Below are 19600 nucleotides of genomic sequence, written 5' to 3'. Positions count from 1 at the left end.
GTCCAAAATGTACAAGCCATAAAAAAAGTAGACAAACTCGATTTTCATCGAGTTTGTCTACAGTCTGAAAGCACCTCATAAGAGATGCTTTTACATTACTTTGAAGCTTTTCATTTTGAATTCATTCACAGGTCGATGAATCGCCTTCCCCAACAGTTCACTAAGTTCTTTGAAATCCTTCATATCATCAGGATTAATATCTTCTCTAACTTTTAGTATCTCGTAACGGTCATATTCCTCTGCAATAAGTCTTTCGTTAACATGAATGAAAAGTCTATATTGAACACTCAGATTCATTTAACCATCTCCTTTACTAACAGTTCGATAAAAGGTGATGATTTCCTGTAAAATAAAAAAACACCCGATTACTCGGATGCTCTCTTTTCATTTTTCAATTAGTGCATTAATATACTTATTTCTAACTTTACATTCTGGACAAACAACTACAACTTCAACGTTGCTGATTTTTTTATTTGAACCTTCTACAGCCATAAAGGATACCTCATAATTTCTTATACATACAACTTTAGACCCCAAAAAGAGAACATCATACTCACTTACTATTACTTAAGTTGTAATTTATCAGAAATCACATTTAGGTATAAAAATTTATTTATTATTTGATATCTTTAACTCTCATGAAATATATGGAATTTTATAAAAGTGGTAAATTTTAGTCAGGGTCTATGCTGATGGTGAAACGTTGCCAACTACTATAGAAAAAGATAAAATACTTTCACTTTTAGAAGTCATACAAAATGGTATTGTTGAAGAAAATGGTGAAACTAATCTAAATTTAGATTATGCTAAGGAAATTGGTCTATCAAACAAAGAAATCAATAATCTTCAACAGGCACTTATTGAAACTTCTGCAAATGATTTAAACGAAATTGAAAGTGAATCAAAAATATTGGAAAAGGAAATATTAAAAAAAGATGATGTTATCCAAATAGACGAACTAACAGCTTCAGCTGCAAAAGGCAGACATGCTGCACCGCCTACGAAATTAGAAAAGACTTTAAAACTTGTATTCGGTGCTATTGCTGGAGTAACTTTAGCTAATTTGATAGTTACAGACTTGTATAAATTAGGAGCTTATTCTGCTTGCCATAAATGGGGTAAAGATAGACCTAAAGTTAAAGGTGCATGTAAAACACTAGGGTACTGGTAAAAATCCGGAACTAAGGAGGATATACATTGTTTGACATTCCTGATTTTTCTAAAGTGAAAATGTTAAAACTAATTATACATTCTTTGCTTATTTGCATTCTATTAAGCTTAGTTAGTTTAATAATCAATGATATTTTTTCAATTATGATTGATAAAAGAATTCATTTTTCATAACAATAATTATGGTTTTTTGGATTTTGATAGCAATAAAAAAACCAACTTACCAAAAATGATGAGGAACAGAGCCTAAGTTAGTCCTTAGGCTCTGTTTTTGTCTCATTCAATATAAAAATATATATTCTCCATGTAATAATTATTCTATGTATTACTATTTGTCCTCCGAAAAGTCTGTAGTATCTATCCTTCATTCAGATTTATTCTGATAAGTAACACCTAAAATTACATTCTGAATACTTCTTGCATTAACTCCACATTCCTGACCTTTCATTTTGCTTCCAGTCCAATTTTCAAAAAGTCCTACGTATATATTTAATTAATTAGCTTGCTCGATTTCAATTGAGACAGTATAAGTATTGGTTAACTCGATTTTATGTTCAGCTTGATACCTAGGTAATCCATGTTTTTCAATCTTGTTATATACGATTTCTTCAACCATCATCGAGTCTTCATCAGATAACAATCCATTTTCTTTAACATTGTTATGTTCAGCAAACTCACCGTATAGATAAGTCGCAGCTACATCATAAGCATACCCTGAGATTTCTAGAGCATTCTCAAACTTATTAACATTAAACCCACCAAGGTAATACCTTTTTGCCCTTAATCATATACATAGCCTTTTGCATTGCAGAACCATCCTTCTCGCTAATGTGCCATTTAATTGAATAATAGGTTGTATAAAACCCCACTTTTTTTCTACTGTTACCAATACTTTGTTTTTAGTTTTATCCGGGCAATATAGTTCTATTATCTTATCAAATTATTAACCTACCAGAACCAAAGTCTCCTTATTGTCAAGCATGATGGTTTATATTGGATAAAGATAAGAATGGTATTGTATCATGAAAAGAAATTAAATTATTTATTTGTTTAAAGAAAAGGGGCATGAAGATTGATGAATGTATTAATGATAAACTTTCCAGCTGAGGGTCATGTTAATCCTACTCTTGGTATAGTAAAAGCTTTAATTGATCGTGGAGATTCTGTTCATTACGTAACCACTGAAGAATTTAAAGAGAGAATTGAAGGTTTGGGTGCGAATGTATATCTTCATCCAAATCATTTAAAGGGATTCACTCCTCAAAAAGTCACTAGTATCCATGATTTTATTCAGGTCCAATTAAAACTTTCCTATGATATTTTGGCTGTTGTTGAAGAATTAGCTAATTCCATATCATTTGATTATGTGTATCATGATACGTTTGGTGCGGGACTGTTGATCAAAGACTATTTAAACCTTCCTTCAATCTCTTCATCATCTTCATTCGCTATAACTCAGGAGCAATTTCTGAAAGTGCTTGAAAAAAGTGGCAGGGGGCTTCCACTAAATCCATCACCGGAAATGGAGAAAGAAAATTCGACTTTAAAGGGAGCGATTCAGGAACGTTTCGGTGTGAAGGTAAAGCATCCCCTCCAATCTATGATGAATACTTCTGATTTGAATATTGTCTATACAAGCAGAGAATTTCAACCAGGTGGAGAATATATGGATGATTCATATGTTTTTATCGGTCCTTCCATCACGAAACGGGTGCAAACATATGATTTTCCTTTAGATGAACTGAAAGACCACAAAGTATTGTATATTTCAATGGGTACTATCTTGCAAGGGTTTGAATCTTTCTTTCAAACCTGTGTAGAGGCTTTTAGAGACTTTGAGGGAAAAGTCATTTTTTCTGTGGGTATGACTACGGATTTAGCCATGCTGCAGAATTTGCCGGAAAACTTCATTGTACGTAGATATTTACCACAGCTTGAAGTTTTAAAGCATACGGACGTCTTCATTACTCATGGAGGGATGAATAGTACGAGCGAGGCTCTCTATTATGAAGTGCCCCTTGTCGTCATCCCTCAGACCTCAGATCAGCCTATGATTGCTAATCAATTAGAGGAACTACAAGCAGGGTTTAGAATTGATCCACATGAAATAAGCATAGAAAAGCTACAAGAAGCCGTTCAACAAGTATTGTCCAATCTTGCTTATCGGGAAAATGTTAAGAAGTTGAGCAAAAGCTTTAAAAACGCAGGTGGAGCAAAAGAAGCTCTAACGGCTATAGATGAGTACTTGAAAAAGGTAAGTTCGGGTAGCCTTTAAGATATAAAGCGGTTCAATGAGAAAAATGGTCGATTGACATCTGATTACTCTAAAAGACATTTATCGAGGTAACAGGTCTTTCCAATCCTCAAAAAGGATCTTCGTATAAGAATTATTTAGAACTCGAACAGTTATTCATCAAGTGGGTTGTCCAGTAAGTAAGCCTCCTGTCGCAAATGAACAGGAGGCTTACTTAGTTGCAGGCTAATTAGTACATCACACGAGACCTAGTGTCTTCAATAATCAGGCGCTTTAAATGAGTAAGTTAATATCTTTTTACAAAAAATTCCGAGCAGTAATACTTGTTTAAGTATTACCGAAAACATTACTCCGAAATGCAAATGATTGTAAAGTGACCTCCATCATATTCCTTGCTGTAATCGCAAAATTCCCCCATTGTGGACTTATGGTTAAAGTATATTCATTGCCGCTCATCCTCTAGATGCGTTCCTTGTATATATCCCCTCTTTCCAATTCCAATGTTTAGTTCCAGTTCGGCTTTCTGGTTCAAATGATGACGGAAATGCATGCCGACCAAATCGTACCATTCCTGCGCATTCAGCCAGCCGAAGCCTCCATGCTTCACTTTGAAATTTGCGTTGATCTCGCCCACCCTCCATTTCCATTCCTGCAATCTGTGCTTTACATGATCCAGCCTGGTTGTTAGGTTTTCTATATTTTCTTGATTATTTGGCGGGGCATTCATTTCATCCGGTAACTTGATCTTAATCGGTGGAAAGTCGCCATTTTGATATAATCGCTCTCCAAATTCCGTTTTCCCGAGCGCTTGCTCTACTTCTGCTTTCGCACAAAGTTCAACATTATCAAGGTACTCATGGGCGACGACTATTAAATGGTCATACATCTGACAGATGGACCAGATTCCCTCGTCAATTATATATTGCAGTTGCTCCATGGAATAGTTTTGCAGATCACTTTTGTAAGCTTCTATCAACTTCAATTCTCCCAAATTAACCTCTCCTTTCACCTACAATTTACTGCTAATGTTCCATTTAAGATTAACACAATTATCCATTTTCAATGTATGTTTCATGAAGCAGCTCTATGATTTTTTCGACTCATTTGTACTGCATTATATAACATTTGTCATTATATAACATTTGTCCGTTTAAAAGTGACAAACTTATGGAGTCTTGTTGTTCAATGAGATGATCAAGATTGCTAGAATGATATTATGAAAACGGATTGCCTTATAAAGCAGTGGTGAAGGAAGTACCTGATTTTTGAATTCTTTTCAAGTTCTTTAATCTGAAATTCAGAATCTAGATTCTTACTCAAAGAAACCCTCCGTCCATACTTATACATCTATTTGAAAATAAAGGAACCCGGATACGGGACACTTTTTTATGTGTGTCCGTTATCCGGATTATAGTTCAAATTATGGAACTTCTTTTATTAATGCTAATATTCTTGAGTCTAAGACACAACTCTTTCAAATTGACACTGCAAACTATGTTAAAAAACTATTTATCATCCTTAAACAATCTTCAGTCACTTTCTCATCAATTGTTAAATAGTGACACGAGAAAAAGGCTGCCTCAGCAACCTCCCTACCCGTAACATTATGTAGATAACATCATATTTAACCCTGATATCGGAGCATAAAAGGATGTATTGCAGCTTTTATGTATCTGTACTTATTCCCTCCCATTCTTGATCCAAATAATTCACTAGCCAATTAAGGGTGTAGTGCCTTTCATATACAACGCCTTCATTTAGAGATGCTGGAACTTCCAATTGATTTATTTGGGCTTCTCGCACCGCCCAGTGTGCCCTATAAATAAAATCAAGACTATCTAATATATCACTGGTCGGTTTTAAAGTGGCTTCATCAAGTAACTCTTGTTTAGAATGAAAAGAAAAAACCGTCTCAAAAACAAATTCAGCATTGCACGTATCGGCTGGAACATCTATATCGGATATTAGATTTACAGACCAAAGCAGAACCCAAATACATTCTAACTTCCACGAGTATTGGATCAGCTCATTATTATGATGTTTTTTCTTTAAAAATCTTTGTTCTTCTTCTGTGAATAATTCATTAGCATCATACCTTTCAATAAATTCCTCAATTTTTTCTGGTGGTGCCTCCATGGCTTTTGCTGAGACTATAGCTAATGAAATAATTCTGTTAATAATTTCTTCCTTTGATCTAAGTGAAACTTCTTCTTCATTTTCCGTTAGAGGCAAATGTTTATTTATGGGTACCTTTAGGGTCTTTAATATTTTTTCGGATTCTTTTTTTCTCTTTTTCGGACTTTTCACTCCGCACCTCACTAATATCTGATCTTAAAACTATTATTAGAAAAACTTTCCACAGGGCGTCTTTTATTGTAACATGTTTCTTAACTTTTCTGGGCATTTAGTTGCATTAAAAAGCTTTTGCTCCGATCTTCAATTAAAGCAAAAGGAATATTCCCCTTTAATGGAATCCACTTTTATTTCCTAAAAAATTAGTGCCAACTTCTCTTAAATCGAAATTAGCACTTCGGTATATTCACTATATGCTATCGTGCCGCTTAAGGCGGTTGCACATACTTCAATAAAATCTTACGTAATCCCCATCTTTAATTTGATTCTTTTCAAACCAGCCAAGGTTCACTTCGATTGCATAGTAATAAGGAATTTCCGGATCATAGGTAGGACATATTTCTCCTTTACAAGGCTCCATATGAAGTATTTTTTTAATTTTCCCATCCCAATCAAGAAAAGCAATAGATAAAGGAATTAATGTGTTTTTCATCCAGAAGCCACCATGGATTTTTACTGGAAACACAAATAACATCCCCTCATTTTCGGGTAAATTCCCAACAAACATTAAGCCTTTATCTCTTTTTCTTTGAGTATCTGCAACTTGCACGGTCAATCTAGTTTCCCTGTTTCCGCTGAGTATTTTTATCATTTTTGTTTCCAGTCTATTTTTCATGTTCACTCACCTTAGGGTATTATTGTAAGCAGGAATGAAATTCAAACGTCTTTTCCCTTAATAATTAAGATAAATTGAAGATAAAGCAAAAACAACTAAGGAAATCCCTTTTACATCTAATACTTATTCTATGATTTTAGATTTAATTCTTCGTTTTCATTAACCACAGTAACGATATAAATGAATTCAACTGCCTCGCTAGTTGCATAAAACTTCCGTTTGGTGCAATTGTATAGCAGACTAAAACCATTTTCCTCTCGTCATCTAGAATACTAATTCGTTTGACCAATAAAGCGCCCGATGGTTGAAGAAGTATTGTCCCTATAATAGCGATGGCGTTATAGCTACGGTAAACATTTTATTTAATTGTTTTTTTAACATTTATTCTCCATTATTTATTTAATAATAATGAGCTGACTCTTTGGTATATATTCTAACGAGGTTCACTATGTAATATTCATTTTATGTTCACCATTTTTTATTACAAACCGTAATAGAATCCAATCTAAAAAGATAATTAAAAAGCCGAGGAACAAAACCTCGACTTTGTAGAACTTAATGTTTTACGACTTTAGTAGTTGCCTTGGAGCTAGTATTGCCTGCCTTATCCTTTGCACTTATAGAAAGTGTCGTTCCTTTTTTCTGTGCTTTGATCTTGGCTGAGTAGTTACCATTAGAACTAGCTTTCGCTGAACCAAGGGTTGTACTTCCTGCCTTTACAGTTACGGTTGAATTTGCTTCTGCTTTCCCGGTAACAACTTTATCATTGTCATCTACTTTCTTTACTGTTGGTTTGCTCGGTGCGACAACATCTACAACAGTTACCGATGCACTTGAACTCTAATTCCCTGCACTATCCTTAGCTGTAATGGTCAATTTTGTACCTTCTTTTTGAACTGCGATTTTTACAGAGAATGTTCCTTTAGATGTTGCTTTTGCAGTACCTAGCACTTTGCTTCCGCTTTTAACAGTAACCGTAGAATTAGCTTCTGCCTTCCCAGTCACTACTTTGTCATTGTTATCAACTCTATAGACAGTAGGCTTAGCTGGCTCAACATTGTCTACAAATGCTGTTGCGGTTGCATACATGTCATATTCTGTATTATCGTCAATGTATTCGTTATCTTGGTCTATTACACCCACATAGTATGTGCCTTTTTTAGCTTGATACGCTTGTACTTCAACACCCTCTTCATATTCACTGCCTAGATATTCCAAGTTACTATTTGTAACGAAACCCTTTTGCATAGCAGCAAATACTAGATCAATAGCATATGAGTCAGTGAATCCTGCCACTAATAACACTCCACTAGTTGGAACAACTACTTTATGAAAATCCACATCATACAAAGGAAGCAATTGACCGATTGTTCCTAATTCGTATGATGCATTATCTGCTGAATCAAAGTCGTCATTGTATTCAGTTTCAAAAATATATTCGCTACTGGAAGAACTACTTTTTCTACCAATTTTATTAAAATCTTTAACTGAGTGTGGATTAGAACCATTTAATTCTTTTTCAAGTAGATTAAACGTTTTAGAATCAATAACACCTTTTTCAAGTGGTTTTTCCACCTGATGTTCAATAGCTTTTCTTGCCAACCCGTTCCCGTTTCCTTCTGCCTTAACAGCACCTATCGACAACGATGAAGCAAATAGACCTACAGCAACCAATGACAAAATACCTTTATTACGCACGAAATTTCCTCCTCAATTCGTTATAACGAACTACTCACTTTACTTATACTCATACATAAGTACCTTGATTTCCATAAATTTCTTTATTCATATTTAGACATTTTCCTCGAATACTTTAATACATCCATATACTTGTCCAACTATTAAGCCCTAACACATTCTATTAATAAAATTTTAGTATTTATTTTACATTTTAAATGCTATTTTTCCAGTTCAAGCTTAAAACCCAGCTATCACATGAAATTGATTAGCTGGGTTTCTTCATTATTTACATTCAAATATTTATAGAACGATTAGGAACTGACTAGTAAACTCATAATTCCTTTGTCATAAATACGCTATTTGGGTCCTCAGTGTAATCTGCAAACGGCTTACAATATTGGAAACCCACGCTTGCATAAAGTCTTTTTGCTGGTTCGAAAGCATCCATTGATCCTGTTTCCAAACTTAACCGCCGATAGCCACGTCGCTTGGCTTCTTCTAGTAGGAATTGAATTAGTTCATTTGCAACGCCCTTTCTTAGATGTGATGAAGATGTTCTCATTGATTTTATCTCTCCATGTTGCCCATCAAGTTCTTTAAGTGCCCCGCATCCAACTAATTCATCTTTTTCCCATACACTCCAGAATGTAATTTCTGGTTTTCGCAATGCCTCAAGATTTAGTGCATGTATACTTTCTGGGGGTGAATGCAGGGTCATACTGTGAAGGTGCTCGTTCACCAATTCGATCACTTCAGATCCAGTTAAATCATCTATTTTAATATTCATAAAAATCTCCTCCATATTCTTTATAATGAAATACTATCGGTTGCTATTGATGAGAAGGAAATGAACACTTCTAACCTTTCCATTTCTTATTAATCATGAAAGAACAAACCGATATGGAATTTGGACCTATTATTAATACCCTTAGAAAAAAGACCTCAACAGTATCGTTGAGACCCTAATTCCATTAGTGTTTTTGAAAGGCTATCTAGTTGGATGAATGCTATCCGCAATGACAACTCCTTGATTTGTTTTGGCTGCCTTTTGCTCCTTCTCCTGATTCGAGTGTAAAGGAAAATGAGGGAATAGAAGTTCGGCTACTCGATAGGCTTCTTCTAAATGTGGATACCCAGATAAAATAAAGGTATCGATGCCAATGGCTTGGTATTCTTTTAGGCGTTCGGCTACCGTTTCTGGATCACCGACTAACGCCGTTCCGGCACCAGCACGTACTAGACCAACACCTGCCCACAAGTTAGGGCTGATTTCCAGATTGTCTTTGCTCCCACTAGAAAGTGCTAGCATGCGACGTTGCCCCTCTGAAACATGTTTACTCAATTCCTTTTGGGCAGCTTCAATTGTCTCGTCATCCACATATTTAATTAAGTCATTGGCTGCTTGCCAAGCTTCTTCTTCCGTTTCACGAACAATGACATGTAAGCGAATGCCGAAGGTCAGTGTACGTCCTTCCTTTTCAGCTAAGGCTTTTACTGAATTGATTTTTTCTTTTACTGCCTCAACGGGTTCGCCCCATGTTAAATACACATCACAATGTTTAGCAGCTACAGAAAGTGCTTTCTCTGACGAACCACCAAAATAGATAGGAGGGTGAGGTGTTTGAACCGGTGGAAAAATAAGACGCCCCCCGTCAATATGTAAGTGTTTTCCATCATGTTCAACTTCTTCTCCTGCCAACAGGGAACGCCATACGTCTAAAAATTCATTTGTCAGTTCATAACGTTCGTCATGGTCAACCGTAACACCATCGCCAACTTGCTCTGCGGGATTACTTCCTGAAACGACATTGATTAAGAGACGTCCGCCTGATAATCTATCGAATGTTGACGTCATTCGGGCTGCGACGGATGGAAGCATTAATCCAGGACGGAGCGCTACGAGAAATTTCAAGCGTGAAGTGACGGATAATAACGAAGATGCCGTTACCCACGCATCTTCACAAGATCGTCCCGTTGGCAGTAAGGCTCCCTGATATCCTAAAGAGTCAATGGCTTGTGCAAGCTGTTTCATGTAATCGAAATCCACATCACGCCCGCCCTTTGATGTTCCTAAATAACGGCTGTCCCCGCCTGTCGGAATAAACCAAAACACATTCATATTTATCTTCCTCCTACACTAAAATAACCGAACGGATTACGTTCGTTTTGAGATGCTAGAATGTAAATTATATAATTCAATCAAATTATACACTAATCTGATTGGTATTCAAGGAATAAAGAGTATGAATATAGTAAATTATCTAATTTTTCCGAATCAACAATAAAATTATTCCTTGCATTTCAATCGGAATAATGTAATTATATTAAAATGAACATCCGATTGGTCAACCAAAGGGTTCTTTATTCTGTTGCAAAACCAGTAGCTTGAAAAAGCAAATCCAAACAGTCTGAGGAGAGAAGTTATGGAACAACCAGTAGTTGATAAGACGGAGATACAATCGGTCGATACTTCTAAAAAACTAAAACTTAAAGAGAAAATTGCTTACGGATTAGGTGATGTAGGAAATAACTTCATGTTTGATCTTGGTCAAATTTACTTGCTTAATTTTTATACGGATTCATTAGGTTTGTCTTCTGCAACAGCCGGTTTAGTCTTTCTAATTACAAAAATTTGGGATGCATTCGCGGATATCTCGGTAGGTACTTGGATTGATAATCGTAAAAACATTGGTCCTAGAGGTAAATTTCGTCCATTCATTTTGTATGCGGCGATTCCACTTGCTTTAATTACGATCGTCAGTTTTACTAATCCCGATTTTTCGCTAACAGGAAAAACTGTCTGGGCATTTGTAACGTACATGGCGTTTGGAACCATTTACAGCATTTCAAATATTCCTTATGGATCAATGGTGCCTGCTATGACGAAAGATCCCGTGGAAAGGGCGGAATTGGCATCATTTAGGCAAGCGGGTTCAAACTTAGGGCTTCTTATTACGACTGTAGGATTCATGCCTGTTGTCTTCATGTTCAATAGTGAATCTACTGGTTATGTTGTGGCTGTATCTGTTTTTGCCTGCTTAGGTGTTTTATTACAAATCTACGGGTATGCCAATGTAAAAGAAAGATATGTGTACGAAAAACCAAAGGAAACAAAAGTGAGATTGATTGACAGTTATAAAGGGTTATTAAAAAATACTCCTTTACTTGTTCTTTGCTTGGTGAATTTATTTACTTTTTCAGCTTTTAACGTCAAGCTTGCTGTTCAAGTATATTTTTGTCAGTATGTATTAAAGAACGTCTCCATTGTTCCATATATGGGCTTTTTTAGTATTGGATGCGTATTTATTGGCGTTGCTCTCGTTCCTTTCATGGTCAAAAAAATCGGTAAGAAGTTTACATATATATTAGGTTGCGCCATTTGGGCTGTAGGAGACATTTCAGCTTATATTTTTGCAGATAACGCAGTGATTTTCATTACCCTAGCCTGCTTTGCCTTCTTCGGAAGTTCATTTGTTAACAGTCTCAACTGGGCCTTAGTTTCCGATGCTGTCGAATATGGGGAATGGAAAACCGGTAACAGGTCCGAGGGCGTTGTTTATTCGTTCTTTACCTTCTGCCGTAAGCTTTCTCAAGCAATTGCAGGATTTGTTCCAGGGCTTGTATTAGGGTTAGTTGGTTATGTGCCGAATGCAGTACAAAGTGCAGATGTCCTTCAAAGTATTAGAGGATTGATGTTTATCTATCCAAGCACCCTGGCATTGGCTACCATTGTAGTAATCGCAATATTCTACAAACTCTCTGACGATAAATACAATACAATTATAAAAGATCTTAGTGAACGTAAAGGTAACGTTTCAATGTGATGATTCCAAGATCGGTTTCGATGCAAAATCTTCTTCTATTAAGTTCTGTCTTCACGGTGCTACACTATCCGAGGCAATTCGGAGTAGTAAAAAATATACTTCAAAAAGAAGCGTAAAGGTCTTAGTCCGTTTACGCTTCTTTCAATTTAACCTTCTAATTGGACAGGGCAACCAACCATATCTATTTTTCTGGCCAGATTTTTGCATCAGGCTCGAGAAGCCATTTATGCTCTTCCTCCATGATACGATCTGTCCATGGATTGTTTTTGAGATGGCGAATCATCCAGCAGAAGTACATCGCATATCCGGGTGCAGTTGCTTGAGGATGGTCGAGCACACCGGGAATCGTAATATAGCTATTATGTTCAACACGATAGGCTTCAGGCCCAACCATTGCACAGCCAAAACCCTGCGGCTTATCGAATCGATAATAATAAACCTCAGGCTGGTCATGATGATGAGGTGGATAACTTGACCAGCGACCCGGATAGGATATGACCTCTCCAATTACAAGATTCGAATAAGGAGCATTGTTATAATCAAAAATAGTACGAATCACACGCTCAGCAGTTCCGCCCCAAACTCCTTCACCAGCATTCGTGGTTTCACATTCCTCCGGCGAATACAATTTTGCTTCGAACACCTTCTCATTATCCGTTTTTTGAACAAGCACTTCACTGTTCTCTAGTGCATGAACCGTCACTTCTACCTCTTTTGGAACATGCAGACACCATGGATCTTCTTCAAAAACATTATTACGCTTAACTTCCTGTGAATTCCCGTCCCATTCCAAACGGACAGATCCTTCAAGCAGAAGGATGGCTGCCTCTTTGCTGCCGTCAAAAAGCACCTCGACGTTTCCCTTACCTAATGTATAAATACCAATATCCTGAAGCATATCAGGATGCTTACTGTCCATATCCGTCATTTTGGTATAACCTTGCTTTAATTCTCCAATTTTTTCATACATACACTTTATCTCCCTTCACACGCCCTCCGCTTTGGAGCATTTGCTCATGGCGTTTCACGTTTTCTAAAAGTCGCATCTATCACAGCTCCATGATCATTGAGCTTGTTTGCGGTAGCCACGTTAATTTTTCGAATTCCATGATGGATACACGAAAGAAATCATTTCCCCCATTACCCTCTCCATGTTAGCGACGCTAAATCTACCAACACCGTAACCATTCTCGTTTATAGTCCGCTAGTTTCACGGATATACTTGCGTGCTTTCAGTGCAAACTCAAATGGGTTCGCCACTGCAGGGTCCTGTTCCGCCTCCACGACGAACCAACCTTTGTACCCGGCAGTATCCAATGCTTCGAAAACCGGGATAAAGTCAATGACTCCGTCTCCAGGTACGGTAAATACGCCTTGTTTAACCGCTTGCAGAAAACTCCATTTCCTTTCACGGACCTTATTGGCTACATCGATTCTGACGTCCTTTAAATGGACATGATGAATACGGCTCATATGTTTATTTAGTACATGTAAAGGATTTTCACCAGAAAAAACGAGATGACCTGTGTCGTACAGAAGCGATACTTTTTCAGGATCGGTTTCTGCCATAAGGCGGTCAATTTCTTCAGACGTTTGGACACCTGTACCCATATGGTGGTGATAGACAATTTTCATGTTTTTTTCAGCTGCCAAGTCGCCAAGTAAATGCAAACCTTCTATTAACAGCTTCCACTCAGCTTCTGTAAAGAAGGGCTTTTGGTCAAACAGCGCTGTCTCCATCTGCCCTTGAATACTATTACCCTGTTCCGATACGACAATGACCTTTGCACCCATAGCATGTAAAAAATCTCGGTGTTCAATAAATGCCCTTGTTGTTTCTTCAAATGGTATAGAGGTTAAAAAGGCACTAAACCATGCACTTGCGATTTCCAAGCCCCGTAATGACAATGTTTTTTGTAAAACCTCTATATCACGAGGGTATTTATTGCCGACCTCGCTGCCGGAAAATCCAGCCAGTGCCATTTCACTGATGCACTGCTCGAATGTCACTTCGCCACCAAGCTCTGGCATATCATCGTTTGTCCAGCCAATCGGCGCAATCGCCAACTTTACCTGATTTCCCTCAAACATCCTCAAATCCTCCTCTTAGTAAGCACGTGCTTTTTCTAGATTTGTTAGGTTTCTTTCATAGGCGACCTTGATACTTTCTTTTTCAGAGATTTCCGCTACCCCTACATTCCACCAGGCGTCATATCCATGTGTCATTGTTTTGGGTAGGACTTTAATGTCAATCAACGTACTGACTTTTTGCTTTTTTGAATCAATAACGGCTGCTTCAAGTTCTTCCATTGTTCGAACAGAATACGTTTTTACCCCGTAGCCTTCTGCTACCTTGGCAAAATCAATGGCCATGACCTGGCCGTCCAATTTTCCTGTTACTTGATTTCTTTTGCGGAACTCTGTGTTAAAGCTGCCCATGCCATTTTCCATTTGCAAATTGTTAATACAACCGAATCCAGAGTTATCAAAAAGGATGACATTGATTTTTTTACCTTCCTGAAGGCTTGTAACAAGTTCAGTATGAAGCATTAAAAAGCTCCCATCCCCTGTCATCGCGTACACTTCCTTTTCAGGCTCTGCCAGCTTCGCACCAAATGCGCCAGCAATTTCATACCCCATGCAAGAATAGCCATATTCCATATGATAAGAGTTACGAGTCTTCGATACCCACATCCGCTGCAAGTCGCCCGGCAAACTTCCAGCTGCACCAACGATCACGGCATCTTCATCAAGTAGCTCATTCACCTTGCCAATCACACTCGTCTGGGTCAGTTCTGAATGAAGAACTTCCTTATATTCAGATAGCTTTTCATCCAAATGCCCTTCGATTTCTGGTGTGAAGTTTTCTCCAAATGTAACTTCATAAAGACGATTCAGCTCATTCTCCCAGCACTGTTTCGCTTCAACAATTTCGTTTTGATATCCGGAAACGTAGTCTCCTAGTTGGTCGGCTATCGCTTCAAGTCCAGCCAACGCATCTGCGACCAAACTCGTGGCATCCAATTTCGCTGCATGGAATTCTGAAATATTGATCGTTAAAATGTCAGTACTGCCAAACAACTGCTTAGAGCCCGTTGTAAAATCAGTAAACCTAGTTCCGACCGCAATGATTAAATCCGCTTCCTTTGCAATCGAATTGGCCGCTGAGTTACCTGTAACGCCAAGTCCGCCTAAGTTTAGTGGATGGGTACTTTCGACACCGCTTTTGCCTGCCTGTGTTTCGCCAAATGGGATATGGTACTTTTCAGCAAAATTCAAGAAACAGTCAGCCGCTTCCGAATAGCGTACTCCTCCGCCCAAAATCAGTAGCGGTTTCTTCTTTGTTTGAATGAGGTTCACAGCTTCGCGTACACTTTCCGTAGATGGCTGCCGGCGCTCAATACGATGAACTCGATCATCAAAGAATTTTTCTGGATAGTCCCATGCTTCTCCTTGTACATCCTGTGGCAGCGCAATCGTTACCGCACCAGTATCTGCTGGATTAGTCAAAACACGCATTGCATTCAGTAAAGCGGACATAAGCTGCTCTGGACGACTGATCCGGTCCCAATACTTACTTACAGCACGGAAGGCATCATTGGTGGAAATCGATAAATTATGCGTTTGTTCAATTTGCTGCAATACGGGATCAGGTTGGCGCGAGGCAAACACATCGCCCGGAAGTAAAAGCACAGGAATATTGTTTGCTGTTGCCGTGGCTGCAGAAGTCACCATATTGGCTGATCCCGGTCCGATCGAAGCGGTACAGGCCATAATTTGTTTACGGTGTTTCTGCTTGGCAAACGCCATCGCTGCATGCGCCATTCCTTGTTCATTCCGTCCTTGATAAACTTCCAACTCACCTGGATTTTCTTCCAGTGCCTGACCAAGCCCCAATACATTCCCATGACCAAAAATCGTAAAAATCCCTTTAATAAACCGTTCTTTTTTACCATCGCATTCCACATACTGCGCGTTTAAAAATTTCACAAGCGCCTGTGCTGTTGTTAAACGAATCGTTTCCATTATTTAATCTCCTCTCATACAGAACGATATGGTCTTAAAAAAAGAAAAAGGGTTGCGGAACGGATTGTCTCCATTCCACCACTCCCCTGTTTATTTCTCGAATTACTTTACATAACGAGCTGTCAGCATTTTCTTCCTTGTGTAGAATTCCACCCCATCTGTTCCATTCGCATGCAGATCACCGTAGAAGGAATCTTTATAGCCTGAGAACGGGAAGAACGCCATTGGCGCTGGAACACCGACATTAACACCAAGCATCCCTGCATCTATTGTTTCCCGGAATTGGCGAACAGCTGATGCACTGTCTGTATAGATGCATGCGCCATTTGCGAATGGTGACGCATTTGCAAATTCTACTGCCTCCGTCAGGTCTTGGACACGGACGATTGAAAGTACCGGAGCAAAAACTTCATTCTGCCAGATTTTCATTTCTTGGGTCACGTGATCGAAGATCGTTGGTCCAACAAAGTAGCCCTCGCCTTTTACTGCATCGTCGGTACGGCCATCACGGACAAGCCTTGCGCCTTGCTCAACGCCTGATGCAATATAACCAAGGGTCTGTTCTTTGTGAGATTCACGAATAACTGGTCCAAGGAAGATACCTTCATCAAGTCCATTTCCGATTACAATTTCATCAGCGGTCTTCTTTAGCTTCGCAATCAACTCATCCGCTACAGACTCCTCTACTGTCACTACAGCGGTAGCCATACAGCGCTCACCTGCTGAACCGAAAGCAGCACTAATGATTTCCTTTGTTGCAAAATCAAGATTGGCATCCTTTAATACGATCGAGTGATTTTTTGCACCAGCAAGTGCCTGAACACGCTTAAGGTTAGCTGTGCCTGTCTTGTATACATATTCTGCAACTGGCTGTGAACCGACAAACGAAATCGCTTTAACAAGCTTATGTTCAAGAAGGCCATTTACCACATCATGTGCACCATGAATGATATTCAATACACCTTTTGGAAGCCCTGCTTCTTCAAATAATTCAGCAAGACGGCCTGCAAGAATCGGTGTCTTCTCTGATGGCTTTAACACGAATGTATTTCCACAAGCAATAGCAAGTGGGAACATCCAGCAAGGAACCATCATTGGAAAGTTGAACGGCGTAATACCACCAACAACACCAATCGGATAACGATACATGCCGGATTCGAGATCCGTTGCAATATCAGGCAGCTGTTTTCCCATCATTAAGGTCGGTGCACCTGCCGCAAATTCCACACATTCGATACCACGAAGGACTTCACCGTACGCTTCTGAATAGCTTTTACCGTTTTCTTTTGTTACAAGTTTTGCAAGCTCTACCCAGTTTTCCACGAGAAGTTGCTGGTATTTGAAAAGAATACGTGCACGTTTTGGAACAGGAACTTTAGACCATGTTTTAAATGCTTCATTTGCTACGTGTACTGCATGATCAACTTCTTCTTTTGTGGAAAGCGGTACGCTAGTAAGCTCTTCTCCAGTTGCCGGATTATATACTACTTCTGTTTTTTCTGATTTTGACTCTACCCATTCGCCGCCAATATAGTTTTTCAAGGTTTTTGTAGTAACTGTCATCTGAAATCATCCTTTCTATTTTACAAATCTACTATTCTCACATTTAAGCACGTTCATAAACTGCTGTTTCCATATGATTTTGAAGTTCTTGCTTTGTTGGCATTGCATCTGAGCAGCTATGACGGGAAATGACAATCGATGCGGAAGCGCTTCCCATTTTCATCGCCTCTGATACGTCCTGCCCATTCATGAGCCCGTAAATGAATGCCGATGCATAAGAATCCCCTGCACCAAAAGTTTTCAAAACATTAGTCTGAAAAATACCGCTTCGGTGTGTTCCTCCGTCTTTCGTGTAGGAAATCGACCCGGACCCTCCGTGTTTGATGACAACTAGTTCGGCTCGATAAGAAAACCAGCGGGATGCTGTTAAATAGTCATCTGATTCTTCAATATTCAACATCTTTTCCATCATGTCGAACTCTTCGCGTGTTCCGATAATCACATCGCACTTTTGGGCAGCCAAGTTGTAATAAACAGCTGTTTCTGCTTCATCCGTCCATGTGTATGGACGATAGTCAAGATCAAAGAATACGGTTACCTCGTGTTCCACTGCATATTCCAGTGCAACGAATACAGCCTCACGAGAAGGACTTTTTGCAAGCGCGGTTCCAGAGATTATCAGTGCTTTTGACTGTTTAATATACGCTTCATCCACTTCTGATGGGTGTAGTTTCAAATCCGCTACATTGTCGCGGTACATTAAAATGCTGCAATCTTCCGGGCTTTTGATTTCTGTAAAAGCGAGACCTGTCACCGCTCCAGTTCTGTCAATCTTCACTCCAGTCGTATCAATGTCATTCTTTTTTAAGTAATCCGTAATGAAACGGCCCATTTGGTCGTCCGATACTTTTCCGATAAAACCAGACTTTTGGCCAAGCCTTGCTGAACCAATCGCGATGTTTGCAGGAGATCCGCCAACATATTTCGTGAACGTTCGCGTCTCCTCCATCGGACGATTCGTTTCATTGGCATTCAAGTCAACACATAGGCGACCTAGCGCAATAACATCAAGCGGCCGGTCTTGTTTAAATTTAAGCGGGTTCATATCAATCACTCCTTTCGTATATTTTCACTAAAAATCAGTGAATAGTTGCGGATTGTCCAAGCTGATTCAACTGAACCGGTGCCCCAGTTTCAAGTGATTTTCTTGCCGCATTCGCGATCCGTTCTGCCTGAAGGCCATCAAAACCGCTGCAGATAACTTGGTGATTCTCAAGGACGGCAGTGGCAAACCCTGTAACCTCATCTATATAAGCTTGTGTGTATCTTTCTAGGAAAAAGTACAATGGCTTCTCCTTAGAAACATGTTCCGCTGTCGACACCTCAACCGTATTTGCTCGGTTGTTATCCGCCTGTGCCGCTCCTTTATCACCGAAAATCTCCAATCGCTGATCGTATCCGTAAGCGGCACGGCGGCTATTCTCGATTACTCCAAGAGCGCCATTGGCAAACTTCAAGGAAATGATAGCGGTATCAATATCGCCTGCTTCACCAATGGTCGGGTCCACTAACACAGCTCCATATGCATGTACCTCGATAACCTCACTGCCCATGATGTAGCGTGCCATATCAAAATCATGAATCGTCATGTCCATGAATAGCCCGCCTGACGATTTTATGTATTCAGCATTTGGCGGCTCAGGATCACGTGATGTAATCCGTAAAATATGCGGGTGACCAATCTGTCCTGCTTGTACAATCTCGCGAATTTTACGGAAGTTGGGGTCAAAGCGACGATTAAAACCAACTTGAAGCTTTACACCAGCCTTTTCAACGACCTCGAGCGCCTCTTCCGTTTCTTCGACAGAAAAACTTACAGGTTTTTCGCAAAAAATGTGTTTTCCGGCTGCAGCAGCTTTTTTAATAATGGTTGCATGTGTATTGGTAGGAGAACAAATAAATACAGCGTTAATTTCCGGATCATTCAGGATGTCATCGTAATTTATTGTCAATACTTCAATTTGTTTCTCTTTTGCCCATCCTTCAAGGTGCCCAGTTGCAATATCTGATACACTTTTTACCCGGATCTGGGAATTTCCCCTCAAATTATCTACATGTATTTTTCCAATACGTCCAGCACCAATTATTCCTACAGTCAATGTCATTTACTGAACC

At 39.0% G+C, this 19600-nt stretch carries 16 protein-coding genes and 1 pseudogene; 3 read left to right on the top strand and 14 right to left on the bottom strand.

Features of this window, described 5'->3' with window-relative positions:
* Window positions 1-90 precede the first annotated feature (90 nt).
* Entirely contained in the window at window positions 91-297 is a 207-nt protein-coding gene (locus ASU00_RS20340) for a hypothetical protein (RefSeq protein WP_057915289.1), read from the bottom strand.
* A 406-nt stretch (window positions 298-703) separates the two neighbouring features.
* Between ASU00_RS20340 and ASU00_RS20335 the strand changes: the two genes are divergently transcribed.
* Together ASU00_RS20335 and ASU00_RS20330 are read left to right on the top strand one after the other, a co-directional pair.
* A complete protein-coding gene (locus ASU00_RS20335) occupies window positions 704-1171 on the top strand; it encodes a hypothetical protein (RefSeq protein WP_057915288.1) in 468 nt (155 codons plus the stop codon).
* A gap of 1074 nt (window positions 1172-2245) precedes the next feature.
* Entirely contained in the window at window positions 2246-3445 is a 1200-nt protein-coding gene (locus ASU00_RS20330) for a macrolide family glycosyltransferase (RefSeq protein WP_236712790.1), read from the top strand.
* A 421-nt stretch (window positions 3446-3866) separates the two neighbouring features.
* Here the strand turns inward: ASU00_RS20330 and ASU00_RS20325 are convergent, their stop codons facing one another.
* The 7 genes and pseudogenes from ASU00_RS20325 to ssuD all read right to left on the bottom strand — a co-directional run bounded on the left by ASU00_RS20325 (window position 3867) and on the right by ssuD (window position 10191).
* Window positions 3867-4415, bottom strand: a complete 549-nt coding sequence (locus ASU00_RS20325; protein ID WP_057915286.1) for a DinB family protein — start codon at window positions 4413-4415, stop codon at window positions 3867-3869.
* A gap of 674 nt (window positions 4416-5089) precedes the next feature.
* Window positions 5090-5731: a DUF4272 domain-containing protein gene (locus ASU00_RS20320; protein WP_057915285.1), complete on the bottom strand. Its 642-nt coding sequence runs from the start codon at window positions 5729-5731 to the stop codon at window positions 5090-5092.
* Window positions 5732-6005: 274 nt separating this feature from the next.
* Complete coding sequence (locus ASU00_RS20315; protein WP_057915284.1) at window positions 6006-6392, bottom strand: DUF192 domain-containing protein; 387 nt, start codon at window positions 6390-6392, stop codon at window positions 6006-6008.
* A 555-nt stretch (window positions 6393-6947) separates the two neighbouring features.
* A pseudogene (locus ASU00_RS26415) lies at window positions 6948-7184 on the bottom strand (Ig-like domain-containing protein); the annotation flags it as partial.
* Between the two features lie 48 nt (window positions 7185-7232).
* Window positions 7233-8090, bottom strand: a complete 858-nt coding sequence (locus ASU00_RS20310) for an Ig-like domain-containing protein (protein ID WP_057915283.1) — start codon at window positions 8088-8090, stop codon at window positions 7233-7235.
* Between the two features lie 313 nt (window positions 8091-8403).
* Window positions 8404-8859: a GNAT family N-acetyltransferase gene (locus tag ASU00_RS20305; RefSeq protein ID WP_057915282.1), complete on the bottom strand. Its 456-nt coding sequence runs from the start codon at window positions 8857-8859 to the stop codon at window positions 8404-8406.
* A 201-nt stretch (window positions 8860-9060) separates the two neighbouring features.
* The gene (gene ssuD, locus ASU00_RS20300; RefSeq protein ID WP_057915281.1) at window positions 9061-10191 is read right to left on the bottom strand and encodes an FMNH2-dependent alkanesulfonate monooxygenase; all 1131 of its coding nucleotides are present in this window, start codon (window positions 10189-10191) and stop codon (window positions 9061-9063) included.
* A 304-nt stretch (window positions 10192-10495) separates the two neighbouring features.
* Here ssuD and ASU00_RS20295 point away from each other — a divergent pair, with 304 nt between their 5' ends.
* Window positions 10496-11896 carry a glycoside-pentoside-hexuronide (GPH):cation symporter gene (locus tag ASU00_RS20295; protein WP_057915280.1) on the top strand — a complete coding sequence of 467 codons (1401 nt, stop codon included), beginning with the start codon at window positions 10496-10498 and terminating at the stop codon, window positions 11894-11896.
* A gap of 181 nt (window positions 11897-12077) precedes the next feature.
* Here the strand turns inward: ASU00_RS20295 and ASU00_RS20290 are convergent, their stop codons facing one another.
* The 6 genes from ASU00_RS20290 to iolG all read right to left on the bottom strand — a co-directional run bounded on the left by ASU00_RS20290 (window position 12078) and on the right by iolG (window position 19590).
* Window positions 12078-12866 carry a 5-deoxy-glucuronate isomerase gene (locus ASU00_RS20290; protein ID WP_057915279.1) on the bottom strand — a complete coding sequence of 263 codons (789 nt, stop codon included), beginning with the start codon at window positions 12864-12866 and terminating at the stop codon, window positions 12078-12080.
* Between the two features lie 224 nt (window positions 12867-13090).
* Window positions 13091-13987 (bottom strand): myo-inosose-2 dehydratase, encoded by an 897-nt coding sequence (gene iolE, locus ASU00_RS20285; protein ID WP_057915278.1) that lies wholly within the window; start codon window positions 13985-13987, stop codon window positions 13091-13093.
* Between the two features lie 15 nt (window positions 13988-14002).
* Window positions 14003-15922 carry a 3D-(3,5/4)-trihydroxycyclohexane-1,2-dione acylhydrolase (decyclizing) gene (gene iolD / locus ASU00_RS20280; protein WP_057915277.1) on the bottom strand — a complete coding sequence of 640 codons (1920 nt, stop codon included), beginning with the start codon at window positions 15920-15922 and terminating at the stop codon, window positions 14003-14005.
* 102 nt (window positions 15923-16024) lie between these two features.
* Window positions 16025-17485: a CoA-acylating methylmalonate-semialdehyde dehydrogenase gene (locus ASU00_RS20275; RefSeq protein WP_057915276.1), complete on the bottom strand. Its 1461-nt coding sequence runs from the start codon at window positions 17483-17485 to the stop codon at window positions 16025-16027.
* 43 nt (window positions 17486-17528) lie between these two features.
* Complete coding sequence (gene iolC, locus ASU00_RS20270; protein ID WP_057915275.1) at window positions 17529-18530, bottom strand: 5-dehydro-2-deoxygluconokinase; 1002 nt, start codon at window positions 18528-18530, stop codon at window positions 17529-17531.
* A gap of 34 nt (window positions 18531-18564) precedes the next feature.
* On the bottom strand, window positions 18565-19590 hold the full coding sequence (gene iolG / locus ASU00_RS20265; protein WP_057915274.1) for an inositol 2-dehydrogenase: 1026 nt from the start codon (window positions 19588-19590) through the stop codon (window positions 18565-18567).
* Window positions 19591-19600: the final 10 nt, after the last annotated feature.

Origin of the sequence: Peribacillus muralis (assembly GCF_001439925.1) — a bacterium.
Taxonomy (GTDB): domain Bacteria; phylum Bacillota; class Bacilli; order Bacillales; family DSM-1321; genus Peribacillus; species Peribacillus muralis.
The sequence above is the reverse complement of the archived record's forward strand: the minus strand, read 5'-3'. Positions and strand labels throughout refer to the sequence as shown.

What these genes read in the sequence shown, in the direction of transcription:
- ASU00_RS20340 (WP_057915289.1), bottom strand. Translation starts at nt 297, where the DNA reads ATGAATCTGAGTGTTCAATATAGACTTTTCATTCATGTTAACGAAAGA.
- ASU00_RS20330 (WP_236712790.1), top strand. Translation starts at nt 2,246, where the DNA reads ATGAATGTATTAATGATAAACTTTCCAGCTGAGGGTCATGTTAATCCT.
- ASU00_RS20315 (WP_057915284.1), bottom strand. Translation starts at nt 6,392, where the DNA reads ATGAAAAATAGACTGGAAACAAAAATGATAAAAATACTCAGCGGAAAC.
- ASU00_RS20305 (WP_057915282.1), bottom strand. Translation starts at nt 8,859, where the DNA reads ATGAATATTAAAATAGATGATTTAACTGGATCTGAAGTGATCGAATTG.
- ssuD (WP_057915281.1), bottom strand. Translation starts at nt 10,191, where the DNA reads ATGAATGTGTTTTGGTTTATTCCGACAGGCGGGGACAGCCGTTATTTA.
- ASU00_RS20295 (WP_057915280.1), top strand. Translation starts at nt 10,496, where the DNA reads ATGGAACAACCAGTAGTTGATAAGACGGAGATACAATCGGTCGATACT.
- ASU00_RS20290 (WP_057915279.1), bottom strand. Translation starts at nt 12,866, where the DNA reads ATGTATGAAAAAATTGGAGAATTAAAGCAAGGTTATACCAAAATGACG.
- iolE (WP_057915278.1), bottom strand. Translation starts at nt 13,987, where the DNA reads ATGTTTGAGGGAAATCAGGTAAAGTTGGCGATTGCGCCGATTGGCTGG.
- iolD (WP_057915277.1), bottom strand. Translation starts at nt 15,922, where the DNA reads ATGGAAACGATTCGTTTAACAACAGCACAGGCGCTTGTGAAATTTTTA.
- ASU00_RS20275 (WP_057915276.1), bottom strand. Translation starts at nt 17,485, where the DNA reads ATGACAGTTACTACAAAAACCTTGAAAAACTATATTGGCGGCGAATGG.
- iolC (WP_057915275.1), bottom strand. Translation starts at nt 18,530, where the DNA reads ATGAACCCGCTTAAATTTAAACAAGACCGGCCGCTTGATGTTATTGCG.
- iolG (WP_057915274.1), bottom strand. Translation starts at nt 19,590, where the DNA reads ATGACATTGACTGTAGGAATAATTGGTGCTGGACGTATTGGAAAAATA.